The sequence below is a fragment of the Veillonella parvula genome (genome assembly GCF_002005185.1).
GTDB lineage: Bacteria > Bacillota > Negativicutes > Veillonellales > Veillonellaceae > Veillonella > Veillonella parvula_M.
Genome location: NZ_CP019721.1, coordinates 2,052,497 through 2,070,173, shown reverse-complemented (window position 1 = coordinate 2,070,173; position 17,677 = coordinate 2,052,497). Strand labels below are relative to the sequence as shown.

Here is a 17,677-nt window from a genome sequence, read left to right as displayed (position 1 = left end):
GAGGCATTAATTATGGATTTACAAGCAATTAAACAAGCAGCGGCAACTTATGGCCCAGCGATGACAAAGTTTTTACGTGAGATCGTAGCATTCCCAGGTGAAAGTGCTGAAGAAAAAGATCATGTAAAACGTATAGAACAAGAGATGAAAGATCTAGGATTTGATGAAGTTGAAGTAGATCCTATGGGGAATATTCTTGGATATATGGGTACAGGAAAAACCCTCATTGCCTTTGATGGACATATTGATACAGTTGGTATTGGCAATCGTGATAATTGGGATTTTGATCCATACGATGGTTTCGAAGACGAAACTAAAATTGGTGGTCGTGGCGTATCTGACCAATTGGGTGGTATCGTATCCGCTGTATACGGCGCTAAGATTATGAAAGATTTAGGACTTCTAAGTGATAAATATCGTGTACTTGTTGTAGGCACCGTACAAGAAGAGGACTGCGATGGCCTTTGCTGGGAATACATGATTAAAGAACGTAATATCCGTCCTGAATTTGTAGTATCTACAGAACCAACTGATGGCGGTATCTATCGTGGGCAACGTGGTCGTATGGAAATTCGTGTAGATGTACAAGGTGTATCTTGCCATGGTTCTGCTCCTGAACGCGGTGACAACGCAATTTATAAAATGGCAGATATACTTCAAGACATCCGTGAATTGAATGCTAACTCTGCTGATGAAAGCACAAAAATTAAGGGCCTTGTTAAAATGCTTGATCCAAAATTTAACCCTGACCACTATGAAGAAGCTCGCTTCTTAGGTCGCGGTACAGTAACTACTTCCCAAATTTTCTATACTTCTCCAAGCCGTTGTGCAGTAGCTGACTCCTGCGCTATTTCCTTGGACCGTCGTATGACTGCTGGTGAAACTTGGCAAAGTTGCTTGGCAGAAATCGAAGAATTACCACATGTTAAAGAATATGGTGCGAAAGTATCCATGTACGAATATGCTCGTCCATCTTGGACTGGTTTAACCTATCCAATTGAATGCTACTTCCCAACATGGGTAATTCCTAAAGATCACAAAGTAACAGAAGCTTTGGAAGAAGCATACACTAGCTTATATGGCAACGAACGTATTGGTGCAGAAGATACAGTTGAAATGCGTAAAGCTCGCCCATTAACTGATAAATGGACATTCTCCACAAATGGTGTATCTATCATGGGTCGTAATGGTATTCCTTGCATCGGCTTCGGTCCTGGCGCAGAAGCACAAGCACATGCTCCTAACGAAATTACATGGAAACAAGATCTTGTAACATGTGCCGCTGTATATGCATTGTTACCATCCGTATACTGCAAAGACTAATATCACATATATTGAATTAGATCTATTTTAACGAAAATAACTGAAAATAGTTGATATTAAGAATTTCATATGGTACCTCAACATTTGATGAGGCATCGTATAAAGTTAGATCCTAAGTAGCCCTTTAGGGAATTGAAAGAGAGGACTTACAGATGACAGACTTCAATAAAAGTATTGAAACACTACAAGGCTTAGATGTTAGTAAAATGTACGGCGAAGATTTCTTCCTAACTTGGGAAAAATCTGATGACGAATTAAAAGGTGTTTGGGCAGTAGCTGATGCATTGCGTGCTCTTAGAGAACGCAATATCTCCACTAAAGTATTTGACAGCGGTCTTGGCATTTCTTTATTCCGCGATAACTCTACAAGAACTCGTTTCTCTTTTGCTTCCGCTTGTAATTTGCTAGGCCTTGAAGTTCAAGATTTAGATGAAGGCAAATCTCAAATCGCTCACGGTGAAACAGTTCGTGAAACAGCTAATATGATTTCCTTTATGGCAGATGTTATCGGTATTCGTGATGATATGTATATCGGTAAAGGTAATGCTTATATGCATCAAGTATCCGATGCAGTTAAAGAAGGTCACGAAGATGGTGTACTAGAGCAACGCCCAACACTTGTAAACCTACAATGTGATATTGACCATCCTACACAAATCATGGCTGATACAGCTCATATCATCAAAGAATTCGGCGGTGTAGAAAACCTTAAAGGCAAAAAGATTGCTATGACTTGGGCATACTCCCCATCTTATGGTAAACCTTTATCCGTACCTCAAGGTGCTATTGGTTTATTTACTCGTCTCGGTATGGAAGTTGTATTAGCCCATCCAGAAGGGTATGAAGTAATGCCGGAAGTTGAAGAAATCGCTAAGAAACAAGCTGAAGCTAGCGGCGGTTCATTCCGTAGAACTAACGACATGAAGGATGCTTTCAAAGATGCAGACATCGTATATCCTAAGAGCTGGGCTCCATTCGGTGCAATGGAAAAACGTACAAAACTGTATGGTGAAAATGATCATGAAGGTATTAAAGCATTAGAAAAAGTTCTTCTTGAAGAAAATGGTAAACATAAAGATTGGGCATGTACGGAAGAGATGATGAGTCTCACAAAGGACGGCAAAGCTCTTTACTTACATTGCTTACCAGCAGATATTACAGGTGTAAGTTGTGAAGAAGGCGAAGTAGATGCAACAGTATTTGATCGCTACCGCATACCTCTTTATAAGGAAGCAAGCTACAAACCATATGTTATTGCAGCTATGATTTTCCTTAGCAAATTTAAAAATCCTGTAGAAACCTTAAAAGAATTAGAACGGAAGGGAACCGAACGAGTTCAACCGTAAAGTAAAGTTTAGGGGCCATCCGTATTGATGGCTCCTTTTATTCTTAATAGTTTGTTATGAGGCATAACATGAAAAAGAGAGTTGTAGTAGCACTGGGGGGGAATGCATTAGGCAATTCCTTACCAGAACAGAAAATTGCAGTAAAAAGTACAGCTAAAACGATTATTGATTTAGTAGAAGCTGATTGTGACGTAGTGGTAACACATGGTAATGGACCTCAAATTGGTATGATCAACAATGCGATGGCTGCATTGACTCGTGAAGTAGAAGGTCAACCAAACACTCCATTATCTGTATGTGTAGCAATGAGCCAAGCTTATATTGGTTATGACTTACAAAATGCTCTTCACGAAGAGCTCTTAAATCGTGGTATAAAAGATTTGCCAACAATGACTATGGTTACACAAGTACTTGTTGATCAAAATGACCCAGCTTTTCAAAATCCTACAAAACCAATTGGACACTTTATGACTCAGGAAGAAGCTGAATACGCAGAAAAGAATTACGATTATGTGGTAAAAGAAGATGCGGGACGTGGTTATCGTCGTGTGGTGGCATCTCCAGCACCAAAAGAAATTATTGAACTAGAAGCAATTAAAGGTTTAGTAGGTAAACAATTAATTGTTGCTTGTGGCGGGGGAGGTATCCCAGTAACTAAAGAAGGTAATGAACTTCATGGTGCAGCTGCTGTTATTGATAAAGATTGGACTAGTAGTTTATTGGCCCAAGAAATTGATGCTGATGTTCTCGTTATTTTAACAGCTGTTGAAAAGGTTGCCATTAACTTTGGTAAAGAAAATGAAAAATGGCTTGATGAAATAACCGTTACACAAGCTAAAGAATATGTATCAGCTGGTGAGTTTGCAGAAGGCTCGATGAAACCAAAGGTAGAAGCCGCTATAGCATTTGCAGAATCTAAAAAAGGCCGTGTTTCAATTATCACATTATTAGAGAAATCTAAAGATGGTATAGCAGGAAAAACAGGAACACGTATCGTATTATAATAATATATAAGTTTATAAGTATGCATTTCAACGAATCGTTGAGGAGGTGCCCACATGATTATATTAGGAAAAGGTACTGTTATTACTCGCGACGCTGATAGACCTATCATTTATGATGGTGCTGTTGCTATCGACGGGACTCAAATTGTTGATATTGGTATATATGATGAATTATGTAAAACGTATGTAAATGCAGAAATCATTGATGCTCATGGTGGCCTAATTATGCCAGGTTTCATTAATGCACATCACCATATTTATTCCGCTCTTGCACGAGGTTTATCATTGCCAGGTCCGGCACCGACTAACTTCGGTGAAATCTTGGAAGGACTTTGGTTCTACTTAGATAATAAATTGACCGCTCCTGATGTAAAAGCAAGTGCATTACTTACGTATTTAGGCTGTATCGAAAATGGTGTAACTACTATTTTTGACCATCACGCAAGTTATGGTGAAGTTCCTAACAGCTTATCCATCATTGCAGATGTAGCTAAGCAATTTGGCGTTCGCTCTTGCTTGTGCTACGAAGTGTCTGACCGTAACGGTGTTGATCAGATGAAAGCCGCTGTTGCAGAAAACGTACGCTTTGGTAAAGAAGCCAAGCAAGATTCATCTAGACTTGCTGCTATGATGGGCTTGCATGCATCTTTCACACTAAGCTCTGATACATTAGACTATGTGAAAGCTCACAATGAAGATCAATTAGGTTATCATGTTCATGTTGCAGAAGGGCCTGAAGATGTGGCCGATAGTAAAGAAAAGTATGGCATGACACCTGTTAGACGCCTCGTAGAGGCAGGTATTTTAGGCCCTAAGAGCATCGCTGGTCACTGTGTACACGTAACTGACGAAGATGTGGCATTATTGAAAAAATCTCAAGCTAAGGTCGTACATAACCCAGAAAGTAACATGGGTAATGCAGTAGGCACGACAGATATCTTAAAACTATTAGATGCAGGGATCACTGTTGGGCTTGGCACAGATGGTTATACAAATGATATGCTCGAATCTTATAAAGTAGCGAATTGTCTCGTGAAACATGAGCAACATAAACCATATGTAGGCTGGGGCGAAGTACCTCATATGCTATTTGAAAACAACCGCAAAATGGCTAATGAATTCTTCGATACTACGGTAGGCATCCTTAAAAAAGGTGCCGCAGCTGACGTAATTGTTCTTGATTACGCAGCACCAACACCACTTGATGAAAACAACATCAATGGTCACTTACTATTCGGTGCTAATGGTATGTATGTGGTAACAACTATTAGTGATGGTGTACCACGCATGATTGATCGTAAATTACAAGGCATTGATAAAGCTGAAGTAATGGACGAAGTTTTAGCAACATCTAAAGGTTTATGGAAACGACTAAACCCATAACGCAAACGCTTTAAAGGAGTGTGACATTATGAGTGACATTATGTATCCGGTAAGTTTCGGAAATTTGATGAACCACATTATGACTGAGTACAAGATGTACAATCGTATTTACAATGTAAATAAAATTCATCGTACGAATCATGATCAACGCTTATCTATCTTTGGTAAATCTATTGAAAATCCTGTAGGTCCAGCAGCTGGCCCTAATACACAGTTGGCACAAAACATTGTGGCATCTTATGTAGCTGGTGCTCGTTGCATCGAATTAAAAACCGTACAAATTATGTATGGTGAAGAACTAGGTATTCCTAGACCTTGTATCTACTCTGTAGACGAAGCCTACAACGTAGAGTGGTCTTCTGAATATAGCTGTGATGAAGCTGCTGATGAATACATCAAAGCTTGGTTCGCATTGAAATTAATCTCTAAAGAATTAGATTTAGGGGATCCAGATGGCTTCTTATTCATCATGAGTGTTGGCTACAACTTGGCTGGTATCAAGAGCCCTATGGTTGATAAATTCATTAACACAATGCGCAGTGCATCTCAATCCCAAATGTGGGATACTTGTAAACAATGGTGTCTTGACCATGTAGATGAATTTGAGCATATTGATGCTGATTATATCAACTCTATTAGTGATGAACTTTGCCAAGCAATTACATTGTCCACAATGCACGGTTGCCCAGCAGAAGAAATCGAATCCATTTGTTCGTACCTTATCAGTGAAAAAGGTCTTCACCTATACTTAAAATGCAACCCTACATTGTTAGGTCCAAAACGCATTAGAGAATTATTGGATAACGCTGGTTTTGAGTACATTGACTTTGAAGATCATCAATTTGAAGTTGACCTTCAATTCGATAAAGCTGTTCCAATGTTAGAGCGTCTTATCGCTCTTGGTGAAAAACACAATAAGATTTTCGGTGTTAAATTGACAAATACATTCCCTGTACAAATTCACAACAATGAATTGCCAGGCGAGCAAATGTATATGTCTGGTAAATCCTTGTTACCTGTAACAATTGGTGTAGCTGAGCTCTTAAGTGCTCAATTCGGCGAACGTTTACCTATGTCTTATAGCGGTGGTGCTGTAAAACAAAATATCAAAGCTATCTTTGATTGTGGTATTTGGCCTGTAACAGTATGTACAATTCTTCTACAAGGTGAAGGTTATAATACTTTCAAAGGCTTAGCAGACGAAGTAGAATCTACTGATTACAATGCTGCTTTAAAAGTTCATAAAGAACTTATCGCTGAACTTGCTAAAGATATCGCTGAGAACAAAATTTTCAAAAAGAGCGATGCTATGAAGAAAAAACGTGAAGCAATGCCATCTTTCCCAGGTACACGTAGCTCTGACTACCACTGCCGCGTAGTTTGTGGCGCTTGTGTTCGCGTATGTCCTAATAGATGTAATGAAGTCGTTACTGTAAATGATGCTAAATTGATCGTCCATGTTGATCAAAGCTGTAATGAGTGTGGTAACTGTGCATGTCATTGCGTAGAACCTTGTCAACCATACAAGGATCGCATTACATTCTTCCACAATGCTGAAGCTTTAGCAGATAGTACAAATGATGGTTTCTACATCAAAGGCACTAGCTGTGGTTATCGCTTCAAAGGTGAAGAAGCCGTATGTGACATTGATGCATTACCTAAAGAATTGAAAGGAGTTGTACATGCCTTCTGTAAAGAGCATGTGTACTATGTATCATGATTATCATACAACAAGGGGAATTGGTCTTAGCTGATCGAATCCTTACCGGAGATTTATTAATTGATGGCGACAAAATTGTCGCCATCGATGAACACGTTCCTGTTCCAGAAGGGGCTAAAGTAATTGATGCAAAAGGTTGCTACGTATTCCCAGGATTTATAGATCCTCATACGCACTTTCAAATGACCAATACTTTAGCATCGACTGCGGATGATTTTGATAGTGGTACGAAGGCTGCTATACTTGGTGGGACTACTTCAATCATCAATTTTGCTTCTCCCGAGGATGGCTCCCTTTGTAAAGGTTTAGAAGTTCACAAGGAGCGTGCCGCAGGGCGCTGCTCCTGTGACTACAAATTCCATATGGAGCTTGTAGAAATGAATGAAGAGGTATCTCATGAAATACCAAAGGTTGTAGAAGCTGGTGTATCGTCCTTTAAAGTGTACTTAGCGTATGGCTTCCGTTTAACAGATCGAGAAATTTATGATGCTATTGAAGCTATAAAACCAACGGGTGCGCTTGTAGGGGCTCACTGTGAAAACGGTGATCTTATCGATGCCTTTGTAGCAGATAAACGTAAACGTGGTGAATTAGATGTAGACAATCATCCACTCACAAGACCGGCCATGATTGAATCGGAAGCGATTAAGCGATTTAGTACAATTGGTGCTGCATTAGAGTATCCCGTGCATATTGTGCATGTAAGTTCTAAAGAAGGCGTAGATGAAGTTCTACGTGAGCGGGCATTAGGACATCAAGTGACTTGTGAAACATGTCCACAGTATTTGGTGCTTGATGAATCACGATATAAATTACCTGATTTTGAAGGGGTTAAATTTGTGATGAGTCCTCCACTTAGAACGATACAAGACCAAATGGCATTGAAGCATGCACTAGTAAATGGTGTATTCCAAACCATTGGTTCCGACCATTGTAGCTTTACCTTTAATGATCAAAAATTAAAGAGTCGGTATGACTTTACCCGAATTCCTGGAGGTATTCCTGGAGCCGAAGAACGGGGCATCATTGCTTATGATGTGTTGGTTAACCAATGCAATATGAGTGCTGTAGATTTTATGAAATTAGTTAGTGAAAACCCAGCAAAGCTATATGGCATGTATCCCAAGAAGGGTACATTAGCTGTAGGTAGTGATGGGGATATAACAATTGTAGATAAGCATATAGAACATATGCTTTCAAAAGAGTCCGCCCATACAAAGGCTGACTATATACCTTACGAAGGAATATCTGTAACTGGCAAGGTTCGAGATGTTATCCTTAGAGGTCACCATGTGGTACAAGATGGATCCTTAACAGAATCGTATCTTGGTGAATGTATTCCTTAATGAGAGGAGGGCTATATATGTACCGCTTTCAAGTGAATGGCACCCAATATGAGGTTCAAGAGGATCAACGTTTAATTGATTTCTTGCGAGCTGATTTAAAGTTGACGGGCACTAAAGAAGGTTGTAGTGCTGGTGCATGTGGTACGTGTACAGTAATTATAGACGGAAAAAAAGCAAAGGCTTGTGTAAGCAAACTATCTCAATTAGACGGTAAATCAATTGTCACGATTGAAGGTTTATCTGAACGAGAAAAAGCAGTATACACCTATGCTTTTGGTGAATGCGGAGCGGTGCAGTGTGGTTTCTGTATACCAGGTATGATTATTAGTGCAAAAGTATTGATTGACGAAAATAATGACCCTACACCTGACGATGTTAAAAAGGCGATATTAGGTAATATTTGCCGTTGTACAGGCTATGTAAAAATTGAAGAGGGCATTATGCTAGCTGCAAAAATGTTCCGTGAGAACTTACCAGTTCCAGAAAAGGATACAAATGGTAATGTAGGCGCTCGTTTACACCGTGTAGATGCTGAGGAAAAAGCATTAGGTACTGGACAATACTCTGATGATATCTATATGGATGGCATGATTTATGCCAAAGCATTGCGTTCTAAATACCCACGAGCTAGAGTTGATCGTGTTGATGTGTCTAAAGCTCTTGAACATCCAGCATGTGTAACGGCATTGACTGCTAAGGATGTACCATTCAATAAGACTGGTCATTTAGTACCGGATTGGGATGTACTTATCGCCGAAGGTGATATTACACGTTATGTAGGCGATGCAATTGCACTTGTTGCAACTACAGAAAAGAAATACTTAGACGAAGTATTGGCTCTAGTTGAAGTTGATTATACTGAATTAGAACCCGTACTAGATCCATTGGAAGCACTAAAACCAGATGCTCCTCAGTTACATCCAGAGGGAAATGTATTATCTCGTCAAACATTATCTCGTGGCGATGTAGATAAGGCTATTGCAGAGGCTGCTTTTGTAGTAACAAATCATTATTCCACACCTCAAACCGACCATGCATTTATGGAACCAGAATGTGCCGTTGCATATCGTGAGGGTGATGAAATTCATCTGCATTCAGGTAGCCAAAATGTTTATGATGATCGTCGTGAAGTTGCTCGTATGCTTGGTATTCCGAATGAGGCTGTAAAGGTTCACAGTATGCTCGTAGGTGGTGGCTTTGGTGGTAAAGAAGATATGACCGTACAACATCATGCATCACTCGTAGCTTGGCTTACAGGAAAACCAACTAAGGTACTTTTCTCCCGTCAAGAAAGTCTCAATATTCATACTAAACGTCATGCGATGGAAATGGATATTACAACAGCTTGTGATGCGGAAGGTAATTTGGTAGCAAGTAAGGTAAATATCGTTTCTAATTGTGGCGCGTATGCATCTTTAGGTGGTCCTGTACTTCAACGTGCTGGTACTCATTCTTGTGGCCCTTATCACTTTGATAATTTTGCCTTTGATGGTGTATGTGTTTATACAAATACTGTTCCTGGTGGTGCATTCCGTGGGTTTGGCGTAACACAAACTATCTTTGGTCAAGAGCAAAATATTGATGAATTAGCTGCGTTGGTAGGCATGGATCCTTGGGAATTCCGCTACAAAAATGTTGTACGCCCTGGTGACTCATTACCAAACGGCCAAATTTGTTCCAAAGAAACCGCTTTAGTAGAATGTTTGGAAGCTGTAAAAGATGCATATTATGCCTCTGATCGTACTGGCCTTGCGGTATGTTTGAAAAATAGTGGTATTGGTGTAGGACTACCTGATACGGGTCGCGTTATTTTAGAAGTACGTGATGGTAAAGTTCGTATTCGTACGGGTGCCGCTTGTATTGGTCAAGGCATGGCTACTATGGCAACACAAGTACTTTGTGAAACGACAGGCTTAACGGCGGATAAAGTATTTGTAGAACGACCTGATACAGTACGTACACCAGATTCTGGTACAACTACTGCATCTCGCCAAACGCTCTTTACCGGTGAAGCAACGCGTAAAGCAAGTCTTCGCTTAAAAGAAATGTTAGATACTAAAACATTAGAAGAACTGAATGGCGTAGAGATTTATGAAGAGTTTCTCGGTGAAACAGATCCATTTAATTCTGATAAATCGCATCCAAAAAATCACGTTGCCTATGGTTATGGTGCATGTGTAGCAACAATTGGTGAAGACAATAAGGTTGCTAATTTACATGTAGCATACGATGTAGGTCGTGTAGTGAACCCTCAATCCTGTACAGGTCAGGCCGAAGGTGGTGCCATTATGGGAATGGGGTATGCCGTTACAGAAGACTTCCCTTATAAAGAAGGGTATGTAACATCTAAATACGGTACGCTAGGACTTCTTAGAGCTACCCAATGTCCTCCAATTCATGTAAGTCTTATCGAAAAAGGGACACCAGAACAATATGCATACGGTGCTAAAGGTATTGGCGAAATCTCTAGCATTCCGATTGCACCGGCTATTGCAAATGCGTATCGTCGTATCGACGGAGAACCACGTAGGTCCTTGCCGATTAAACATACAGGTTATAAAAAATAGAATATTTGCTTAATGGTAGGGGCTTTTGCCCCTAGCCATCAAGGTTCCCACGTGAAGTCGATGAGATTTCTAAACTCTATCATGTACGATAGTATGACTATATTGTTTAACTAGTAACTAAAACGTAAGATATGAGGTGATTCTTATGAGTAAAGGTGCATCTGGTGTCGACCATGTAGATGGTATGCTGCCAATCCCGCAGTTATTCGCTTATGGTTTACAGCACGTTCTGGCTATGTATGCTGGGGCAGTAGCTGTACCAATTATTATTGCACAAGCTATGCATTTGCCAATTGAAGATTTAATTCGTTTGATTACAGCTGACTTATTTACATGTGGTGTAGCTACATTGATTCAAACATTAGGATTCGGATCAGTTGGCGGGCGTATTCCTCTTATTCAAGGTGTTACATTTGCTTCTGTAGGCCCTATGATTATGATTGGTCAACAGCATGATATCAATACGATTTACGGTGCGATTATCGTAGCTGGTCTCTTTACATTCCTTGTGGCACCATTTTTCAGTCGTTTGATTCGGCTATTCCCACCTGTAGTAACAGGTACTATCATTACTATTATTGGTATCAACTTGATGCCAGTAGCTGTTAACTGGATGGGGGGTGGCGTAGGCAATAAAAACTTTGGCGATCCACTATACATAGCTCTTGGTGTAGCTACATTTGTTCTCGTTATATTAACTTATCGATTTGGTAAAGGTTTCCTTGGTAATTTGGCAATCTTAGTTGGCCTTATTCTCGGTACAGCCTTAGCTATGATTGTTGGTATTACAGATTTTTCAGAGGTAGGACGTTCTCAATGGATTTCTGTTGTAACACCATTCTATTTTGGTCTTCCAACCTTTGACTTTGCTTCTATTGTATCTATGATTATTGTAATGCTCGTAGTTATGGTAGAAACAACTGGTGATAGTATTGCGGTAGGTGAAATTGTAGATAAACCTATTGGTCAAAATGAATTGGCTGCGGTACTTCGCGCGGATGGCTTGTCTACTATTATTGGTGGTATCCTTAATAGTTTTCCGTATACAGCATTTGCTCAAAACGTAGGTCTTATTGCTGTAACACGTGTTAAGAGTCGTTTCGTTGTAGCAGCATCTGGTGTAATTTTAATTTTATTAGGCCTTTTCCCTAAATTAGCCGCTATCGTAGCTTGTATTCCAAATGCTGTACTAGGGGGCGCAGGGATTGCTATGTTCGGCATGATTATCGCCAGTGGGATTCGTTCTCTTGGTAAAGTTAGTTTCGATGGTAACTATAACCTGATGCTAGTTGCCATTAGTATTGGGGTATCCATGATTCCTCTTGCAGCACCTCAATTCTATACACACTTTCCAGCATGGGCTCAAATTCTGTTGAAATCTGGTATCACAGCTGGTAGTATAGTAGCTGTTATTTTAAATGTAATGTTTAATGGTTTTGGTTATAAAACTGTTAACGAACCTAATCGTGCGACTCGTAAATATCGCCACTTCACACGATTCAAAGGTTATCCTAAACATTTCTACCAATAAGATATAGTTAGACGAGTTTACTCTCATGCGATTATATGTATTGTCTCTCACAGTAGAAACCTTGTTAGTATAGGTAAAACATCAATATATATGGTTTCGTTTGTTAAAAAGATCTCACTCTGATTTGGAGTGAGGTCTTTTTTTATGGAATCGTATACTACTTTGGTATATAATTAAATAATATTATTGCAAAGGAGACGCATTATGAAAGACGAGCGATTTATAGTTACATATAGAATAGAAGCGAGTACATATGAAGAAGCAAAATCAATTGCTTGGGCTGTTCAAGTGGAGCAAACTATAGAATTTCCTTATGAGTTTGTAACGGATCCATACATTAAAGAAACTATTACTGGTCGACTAGAATCTCTTGAACCTATAGTAGAAGACTCTCCTTATATCAATGTAGGTGTGATGCCAAATGCTGTAATTGACACCTCTCGTTACTATTTGGCTCGTATTTCATATCACGTAGATACCACGGCCTTAGAGGCTACACAATTTTTAAATGTTGTCTTTGGTAATTCTTCGTTACAGCCACATATTTGGGTAGTAGATATTGAACTATGTCCAACACTTTACGATGTGTTTAAGGGACCACAATTTGGCTTACAAGGAATTCGTCGATTAGTGGAAACCCCGACGCGTCCAATGATTCAAGCCGTTGTAAAGCCGATGGGCACACCGAATGTAGAATTGGCTCGTATGTGTGGCGCTTACACACGTGGTGGTGCAGATGTCATAAAGGATGATCATGGTATTTCTAATCAGTCCTTCTCTCAATATAAAGATCGTGTAAAACGATGTGCTGCTATGGTACAGGAAATGAATGCTGTACATGGTACACATACTTTATATGCTGCAAACGTATCAGGTGATGGTACAGATGTGTTAGAACGCGCTTATTTTGCCAAAGAGGCTGGTGCTACAGCTCTCATGGTGGCTGCAGGTCTCGTTGGTTTCGGTTGGTTACACAAATTAGCTACTGATGAAAACTTACGATTGCCCATTATTCATCATCCAGCTTATTCTGGTGGATTTGTAAGCCCTGGTGTATCTGGAGTAGCTGACTATTTACAACTAGGTTTATTACCTCGTATCTTTGGGGCTGATATGCCAATTTTCGTATCTTATGGTGGACGCTTTACTTTTACAGAGGAACAATGCAAGAGGATTTCCTCTTACATTAAACAGCCATTAGGTTTGATGAAAGCAGCTTGCCCGGCACCGGGTGGTGGTGTTACAGATGCTCGTCTTAATGAACTCGTTGAGCTGTACGGAAATGATACTATGTTCCTCGTTGGCGGTGACATGTTCCGTCGAGGATCAGATATTGAGGCTAATATGTCGTACTTTGTAGAGCGTTTGACTAAATTATCTGAAAGAACGTAATAATAGCTTGAATTTAAATGAGTTAATACAATATTTAACTAAATAACTAAGCTATTGACTTTTACAGAAATAATAGATTTATGATTAAGTATATGGAGTGTTTTGATGAGTGAATCCTCACCGTTGGAGGTCCATGTCCTTGCCAGTGGTAGTAAGGGCAATTGTACAGTGATAAAAAAAGGGAACTCCGTCATATTACATGATGTAGGCATCAGTTGTCGACGCATTGTCAATGGGTTAAAAGAATTACAAATTGATATGGCACAGGTAGAGGGTATATTTGTCAGTCATGAACATAGTGATCACATTGCGGGACTACAACAATTACTAAAACGATTTGATATTCCTGTGTATACGAAGCAAGGCACCTGGCGTGAAATCCAAGATAAGTTAATCGTGCCAAAGAATCGATTAATCGAGCTTACAAAGGGCAGTTTGACGTTGGGGAGTCTAATTGTGGAACCTTTTTCGGTAAGTCATGATGCGGCTGATCCAATTGGTATAAATGTGTTTGCTGGGAACGATAAGGCAACTATTGTCACTGATACAGGCGTGATTTCAGATGATATTTTACGTAGAATTGATGATACGACTCTGTTAGTGCTAGAGGCGAATTATGATCCTCATATGTTGCGATTCGGACCATATCAGCCGTTTTTGAAACAAAGGGTGGCTAGTGATGAAGGTCATTTGAGTAATGAAATGGCTGCGCAAGCACTACTCATGATGAAACGTCCTGATTTTATGCAAGTTATATTGGCCCATCGTTCTGAAAATAATAATAACTCTGTCCTTGTTACCCAAACTATTGGCAAAATGCTTGTTGATGGTGGTGTTCGTATTGGACCTGAAATGAAGTTACAACATGGTCAGCCTAATGAAATTGTGTCCATCCAATCTGTGAAGAGGTAAAAATGAGATTTTATGTAGTCTGTATCGGCAAATTGAAGGATGTTTATTTACGTGAGGGCGTAGCAGAGTTTGTGAAACGCATGCGCCCCTATGGTGGCATTACAATTACAGAGCTGAATGAAAGTAAAATTGGAGATAAGCCGAGTAATGCGGATCGCAAACAAGTCGTTGCAGAAGAAGGAGACCGTTTATTAAAAGCGGTCCCTAAAAATGCGTATACCGTATTACTTGACGTGTATGGCAAACCAATGTCCTCTGAAGAACTCGCTAAGACGGTATCTAAGCTTGAGGTGGATGGTGTTAGCGATATGGCTTTCATTATTGGTGGTGCCTTTGGGGTGAGTGATATATTACGTCAGGCTGTAAATTATAAATTATCTTTTAGCCCTATGACTTTTACTCATCAAATGGTTCGATTGCTACTTGTAGAACAAATTTATCGAGCATCAAAAATCAATCGTAATGAACCTTATCATTGGTAAAAGACGTAGACTTAAAAATTATTTGTATAATACTTTCAGAAAAAAGGAGTTTTATTATATTGTGGCGAATAGTATAATAAAGCAAGATGTATTTGTAAGGAGGAATTCACTATGAAAATCCAAGAAGTAATGAATAAATACCCTGTTACTGTTGGCAAAGATGCGCCGATTTCTGATGTAGCTGATTTATTGGTTAAATATAATTTAACAGCTGTGTCCGTAGTGGATGATGATAATAAGTTGTTAGGTATTATCTCTGAAGGTGATTTACTTTATAAAAAAGTACGTCCTCATGTGCCTCATTATGTTAATGTATTAGGCGCTAGCATCTATTACAATGGCATCGGTGAATACAATGCTCAATTTAAAAAATTATTGGCATCTCACGTTCATGAGTTGATGACTGATGAAGTAATTACAACCACACCGGATAAAGATGTAGAAGAAATTGTATCTGTTATGCTTGACCAACATTTGAAAAATGTGCCAGTTGTAGATAAAGAGTACCGTTTGATTGGAATTTTGTCTCGTCGGGACATTATCAAATTGATTGCTAAAGATAACTAATTGGCATAATTATGTTAAATATGTAAAGACCACCCGTTTTGGGGTGGTCTTTTAGTGTATATTGAGAAGAATTGCATTGACCTTGCATTTATGTTATTATTAGGAGTGCATAATATACTACAGAAATTTGGGCATATTGCCCTTCGAGGAGGACATATTTTAAATGAAAGCAACTGTAAATCCTGTTGATCAACACGTAGTAACGTTAACTATTGAAGTACCTGCAGCAGAAGTAGATAAGGGCATTAAACAAGCTGTAAAACGCATTGCAGGTCAAGTGAACATCCCTGGCTTCCGCAAAGGACATGCGCCTCGCCGTATTTTGGAAATGAACTTCGGTAAAGAAGCTATCTTGGAAGAAGCGTTTGAAGTATTGGCTAGCCAAAACTATAGTGCTGCACTTCGTGAAAATGATATCGTGCCTGTATCTGAACCTGAAATCGAACGCGAACAATTCGAAGAAGGCAAAGATTTGATTTTCAAAGCTACTGTAACTAAACGCCCTGAAGTTAAACTTGGCGATTACAAAGGCTTAGAAGCAGATAAACAAGATGCTACAGTATCTGATGAACAAATCGAAGAACAGTTGAACAATATTCGTGAACAACAAGCAAAAATGGTTGTTGCTGAAGAAGGCGCTACAATTCAAAAAGATGACTTCGCAGTAATCGACTTTGCTGGTTCCGTTGATGGTAAACCTTTTGATGGTGGTGAAGGTAAATCCTACCCATTACAAATCGGTTCTGGTAGCTTCATTCCTGGCTTCGAAGATCAATTAATTGGCGCTAAAGCTGGTGATGATGTAACTGTAAAAGTAACATTCCCTGAAGACTACTTCGTAGCAGAACTTGCTGGTAAAGAAGCAGAATTCAAAACTCATATCCATGATATTAAACGTAAAGAATTGCCTGAATTGAATGATGAATTTGCAAAAGAAGCAAGCTCTTACGAAACTATTGAAGAATTGAAAAAAGATCTTCGCACTAAAATGGAGGAAGAAGCTTCCCGTCGTGCAATCGATACTTACAATGCTGACTTGATTCAAACAGCTGTTAAAAATGCAACTGTAGAAATCCCAGAAGTAATGATTAAAGATCGCGTAGAACAAATGATTCAAGAATTGGCTATGAATATGGAAGGCCGTGGCTTGAAACTTGATGACTACTTGAAATTCTCCAATAAAACTATCGAAGATTTACGCTCTGAATACAAAGATTCCGCAGCTGAAAACGTACGCGCTGATTTAGTATTGGATGCTATTGCAACTGCTGAAGGTATCGAAGTAACTCCAGATGATATGAACCGTGAAATCTTCATTATGGCTCAAAACTTTGGGGCAGATCCTAAAGAAGTTTGGGATATTATTGCAAAAGAAGGTCGTGTAGCTATGTTGGCAGGCTCTGTAGCTCGCAAAAAAGCAGCTCGATTCATTATTGATAATGCAAAAGGCGCTGAAGCGGCTGAATAATAGTTTGCTCAACTAGGTACATGAAAAGGTGATTACATGTATGTACCAATCGTAGTTGAACAAGGTGAACGCGGAGAGCGTTCCTATGATATTTACTCTCGCTTGTTAAAGGATCGCATTATTTTCCTTGGTGGCCCCATCGATGATAATGTGGCAAATGCGGTTATTGCGCAAATGTTATTCCTGGAAGCAGAGGATCCTGATAAGGATATCCATTTGTACATCAATAGCCCTGGTGGTGTTGTAACCGCAGGTATGGCTATTTATGATACGATGCAATATATTAAACCAGATGTGTCTACTATTTGTGTAGGCTCTGCAGCGAGCATGGGTGCTGTGCTTTTAACAGCTGGCACTAAAGGTAAACGATATGCGTTACCTCATGCGCGCATCATGATTCACCAACCATTAGGTGGTGTACAAGGACAAGCATCTGAAATTGAAATCCATGCCCGTGAGATTCTTCGCATGCGTGAAGAGTTAAATGGTATCTTAGCTTCTCGCAGTGGACAAGATATTGAAGTAGTAGCTCGCGATACAGATCGCGATAACTTCATGAGTGCTCAGGATGCCGTTGAATACGGCTTAATTGATGAGGTGCTCACAAGAGAACCTGTAGAAAGCAAGTAATGGAGG

Annotated in this window: 14 protein-coding genes; all 14 read left to right on the top strand. The window is 39.6% G+C overall.

Annotation, left to right across the window (positions count from 1 at the left end; all coding sequences use genetic code 11):
• The first annotated feature begins 12 nt into the window (after positions 1–12).
• The 14 genes from B1A77_RS10105 (at position 13) to clpP (ending at position 17,671) form a co-directional block, all read left to right on the top strand.
• Positions 13–1,323, top strand: a complete 1,311-nt coding sequence (locus tag B1A77_RS10105; RefSeq protein WP_004698551.1) for a YgeY family selenium metabolism-linked hydrolase — start codon at positions 13–15, stop codon at positions 1,321–1,323.
• Between the two features lie 152 nt (positions 1,324–1,475).
• The gene (ygeW, locus tag B1A77_RS09590) at positions 1,476–2,669 is read left to right on the top strand and encodes a knotted carbamoyltransferase YgeW (protein ID WP_004698646.1); all 1,194 of its coding nucleotides are present in this window, start codon (positions 1,476–1,478) and stop codon (positions 2,667–2,669) included.
• 68 nt (positions 2,670–2,737) lie between these two features.
• On the top strand, positions 2,738–3,673 hold the full coding sequence (gene arcC, locus B1A77_RS09585) for a carbamate kinase (RefSeq protein WP_004696535.1): 936 nt from the start codon (positions 2,738–2,740) through the stop codon (positions 3,671–3,673).
• A 54-nt stretch (positions 3,674–3,727) separates the two neighbouring features.
• The gene (gene ssnA, locus B1A77_RS09580) at positions 3,728–5,056 is read left to right on the top strand and encodes a putative aminohydrolase SsnA (RefSeq protein ID WP_077708590.1); all 1,329 of its coding nucleotides are present in this window, start codon (positions 3,728–3,730) and stop codon (positions 5,054–5,056) included.
• Positions 5,057–5,084: 28 nt separating this feature from the next.
• On the top strand, positions 5,085–6,776 hold the full coding sequence (locus B1A77_RS09575; protein ID WP_077708589.1) for a selenate reductase: 1,692 nt from the start codon (positions 5,085–5,087) through the stop codon (positions 6,774–6,776).
• Complete coding sequence (hydA, locus tag B1A77_RS09570; protein ID WP_077708588.1) at positions 6,773–8,122, top strand: dihydropyrimidinase; 1,350 nt, start codon at positions 6,773–6,775, stop codon at positions 8,120–8,122. Before B1A77_RS09575 ends, hydA begins: the two co-directional genes overlap by 4 nt.
• 17 nt (positions 8,123–8,139) lie before the next feature.
• Positions 8,140–10,689 carry a selenium-dependent xanthine dehydrogenase gene (gene xdh / locus B1A77_RS09565; protein ID WP_004696528.1) on the top strand — a complete coding sequence of 850 codons (2,550 nt, stop codon included), beginning with the start codon at positions 8,140–8,142 and terminating at the stop codon, positions 10,687–10,689.
• Positions 10,690–10,834: 145 nt separating this feature from the next.
• On the top strand, positions 10,835–12,220 hold the full coding sequence (locus B1A77_RS09560) for a nucleobase:cation symporter-2 family protein (RefSeq protein WP_021148373.1): 1,386 nt from the start codon (positions 10,835–10,837) through the stop codon (positions 12,218–12,220).
• Between the two features lie 204 nt (positions 12,221–12,424).
• A complete protein-coding gene (locus B1A77_RS09555; protein ID WP_077708587.1) occupies positions 12,425–13,612 on the top strand; it encodes a RuBisCO large subunit C-terminal-like domain-containing protein in 1,188 nt (395 codons plus the stop codon).
• A 105-nt stretch (positions 13,613–13,717) separates the two neighbouring features.
• On the top strand, positions 13,718–14,524 hold the full coding sequence (locus B1A77_RS09550; RefSeq protein ID WP_008714316.1) for an MBL fold metallo-hydrolase: 807 nt from the start codon (positions 13,718–13,720) through the stop codon (positions 14,522–14,524).
• Positions 14,525–14,526: 2 nt separating this feature from the next.
• On the top strand, positions 14,527–15,006 hold the full coding sequence (gene rlmH, locus B1A77_RS09545; RefSeq protein ID WP_077708586.1) for a 23S rRNA (pseudouridine(1915)-N(3))-methyltransferase RlmH: 480 nt from the start codon (positions 14,527–14,529) through the stop codon (positions 15,004–15,006).
• A 111-nt stretch (positions 15,007–15,117) separates the two neighbouring features.
• Positions 15,118–15,573 (top strand): CBS domain-containing protein, encoded by a 456-nt coding sequence (locus tag B1A77_RS09540; protein ID WP_004696521.1) that lies wholly within the window; start codon positions 15,118–15,120, stop codon positions 15,571–15,573.
• Positions 15,574–15,736: 163 nt separating this feature from the next.
• A complete protein-coding gene (tig, locus tag B1A77_RS09535) occupies positions 15,737–17,041 on the top strand; it encodes a trigger factor (RefSeq protein WP_008601449.1) in 1,305 nt (434 codons plus the stop codon).
• Positions 17,042–17,077: 36 nt separating this feature from the next.
• Entirely contained in the window at positions 17,078–17,671 is a 594-nt protein-coding gene (clpP, locus tag B1A77_RS09530) for an ATP-dependent Clp endopeptidase proteolytic subunit ClpP (protein WP_004696517.1), read from the top strand.
• Positions 17,672–17,677 lie beyond the last annotated feature (6 nt).

Excerpts from the sequence above, each read along its gene's own strand:
- B1A77_RS10105 (WP_004698551.1), top strand. The coding sequence starts at position 13 with ATGGATTTACAAGCAATTAAACAAGCAGCGGCAACTTATGGCCCAGCG.
- ygeW (WP_004698646.1), top strand. The coding sequence starts at position 1,476 with ATGACAGACTTCAATAAAAGTATTGAAACACTACAAGGCTTAGATGTT.
- arcC (WP_004696535.1), top strand. The coding sequence starts at position 2,738 with ATGAAAAAGAGAGTTGTAGTAGCACTGGGGGGGAATGCATTAGGCAAT.
- ssnA (WP_077708590.1), top strand. The coding sequence starts at position 3,728 with ATGATTATATTAGGAAAAGGTACTGTTATTACTCGCGACGCTGATAGA.
- B1A77_RS09575 (WP_077708589.1), top strand. The coding sequence starts at position 5,085 with ATGAGTGACATTATGTATCCGGTAAGTTTCGGAAATTTGATGAACCAC.
- hydA (WP_077708588.1), top strand. The coding sequence starts at position 6,773 with ATGATTATCATACAACAAGGGGAATTGGTCTTAGCTGATCGAATCCTT.
- xdh (WP_004696528.1), top strand. The coding sequence starts at position 8,140 with ATGTACCGCTTTCAAGTGAATGGCACCCAATATGAGGTTCAAGAGGAT.
- B1A77_RS09560 (WP_021148373.1), top strand. The coding sequence starts at position 10,835 with ATGAGTAAAGGTGCATCTGGTGTCGACCATGTAGATGGTATGCTGCCA.
- B1A77_RS09555 (WP_077708587.1), top strand. The coding sequence starts at position 12,425 with ATGAAAGACGAGCGATTTATAGTTACATATAGAATAGAAGCGAGTACA.
- B1A77_RS09550 (WP_008714316.1), top strand. The coding sequence starts at position 13,718 with ATGAGTGAATCCTCACCGTTGGAGGTCCATGTCCTTGCCAGTGGTAGT.
- rlmH (WP_077708586.1), top strand. The coding sequence starts at position 14,527 with ATGAGATTTTATGTAGTCTGTATCGGCAAATTGAAGGATGTTTATTTA.
- B1A77_RS09540 (WP_004696521.1), top strand. The coding sequence starts at position 15,118 with ATGAAAATCCAAGAAGTAATGAATAAATACCCTGTTACTGTTGGCAAA.
- tig (WP_008601449.1), top strand. The coding sequence starts at position 15,737 with ATGAAAGCAACTGTAAATCCTGTTGATCAACACGTAGTAACGTTAACT.
- clpP (WP_004696517.1), top strand. The coding sequence starts at position 17,078 with ATGTATGTACCAATCGTAGTTGAACAAGGTGAACGCGGAGAGCGTTCC.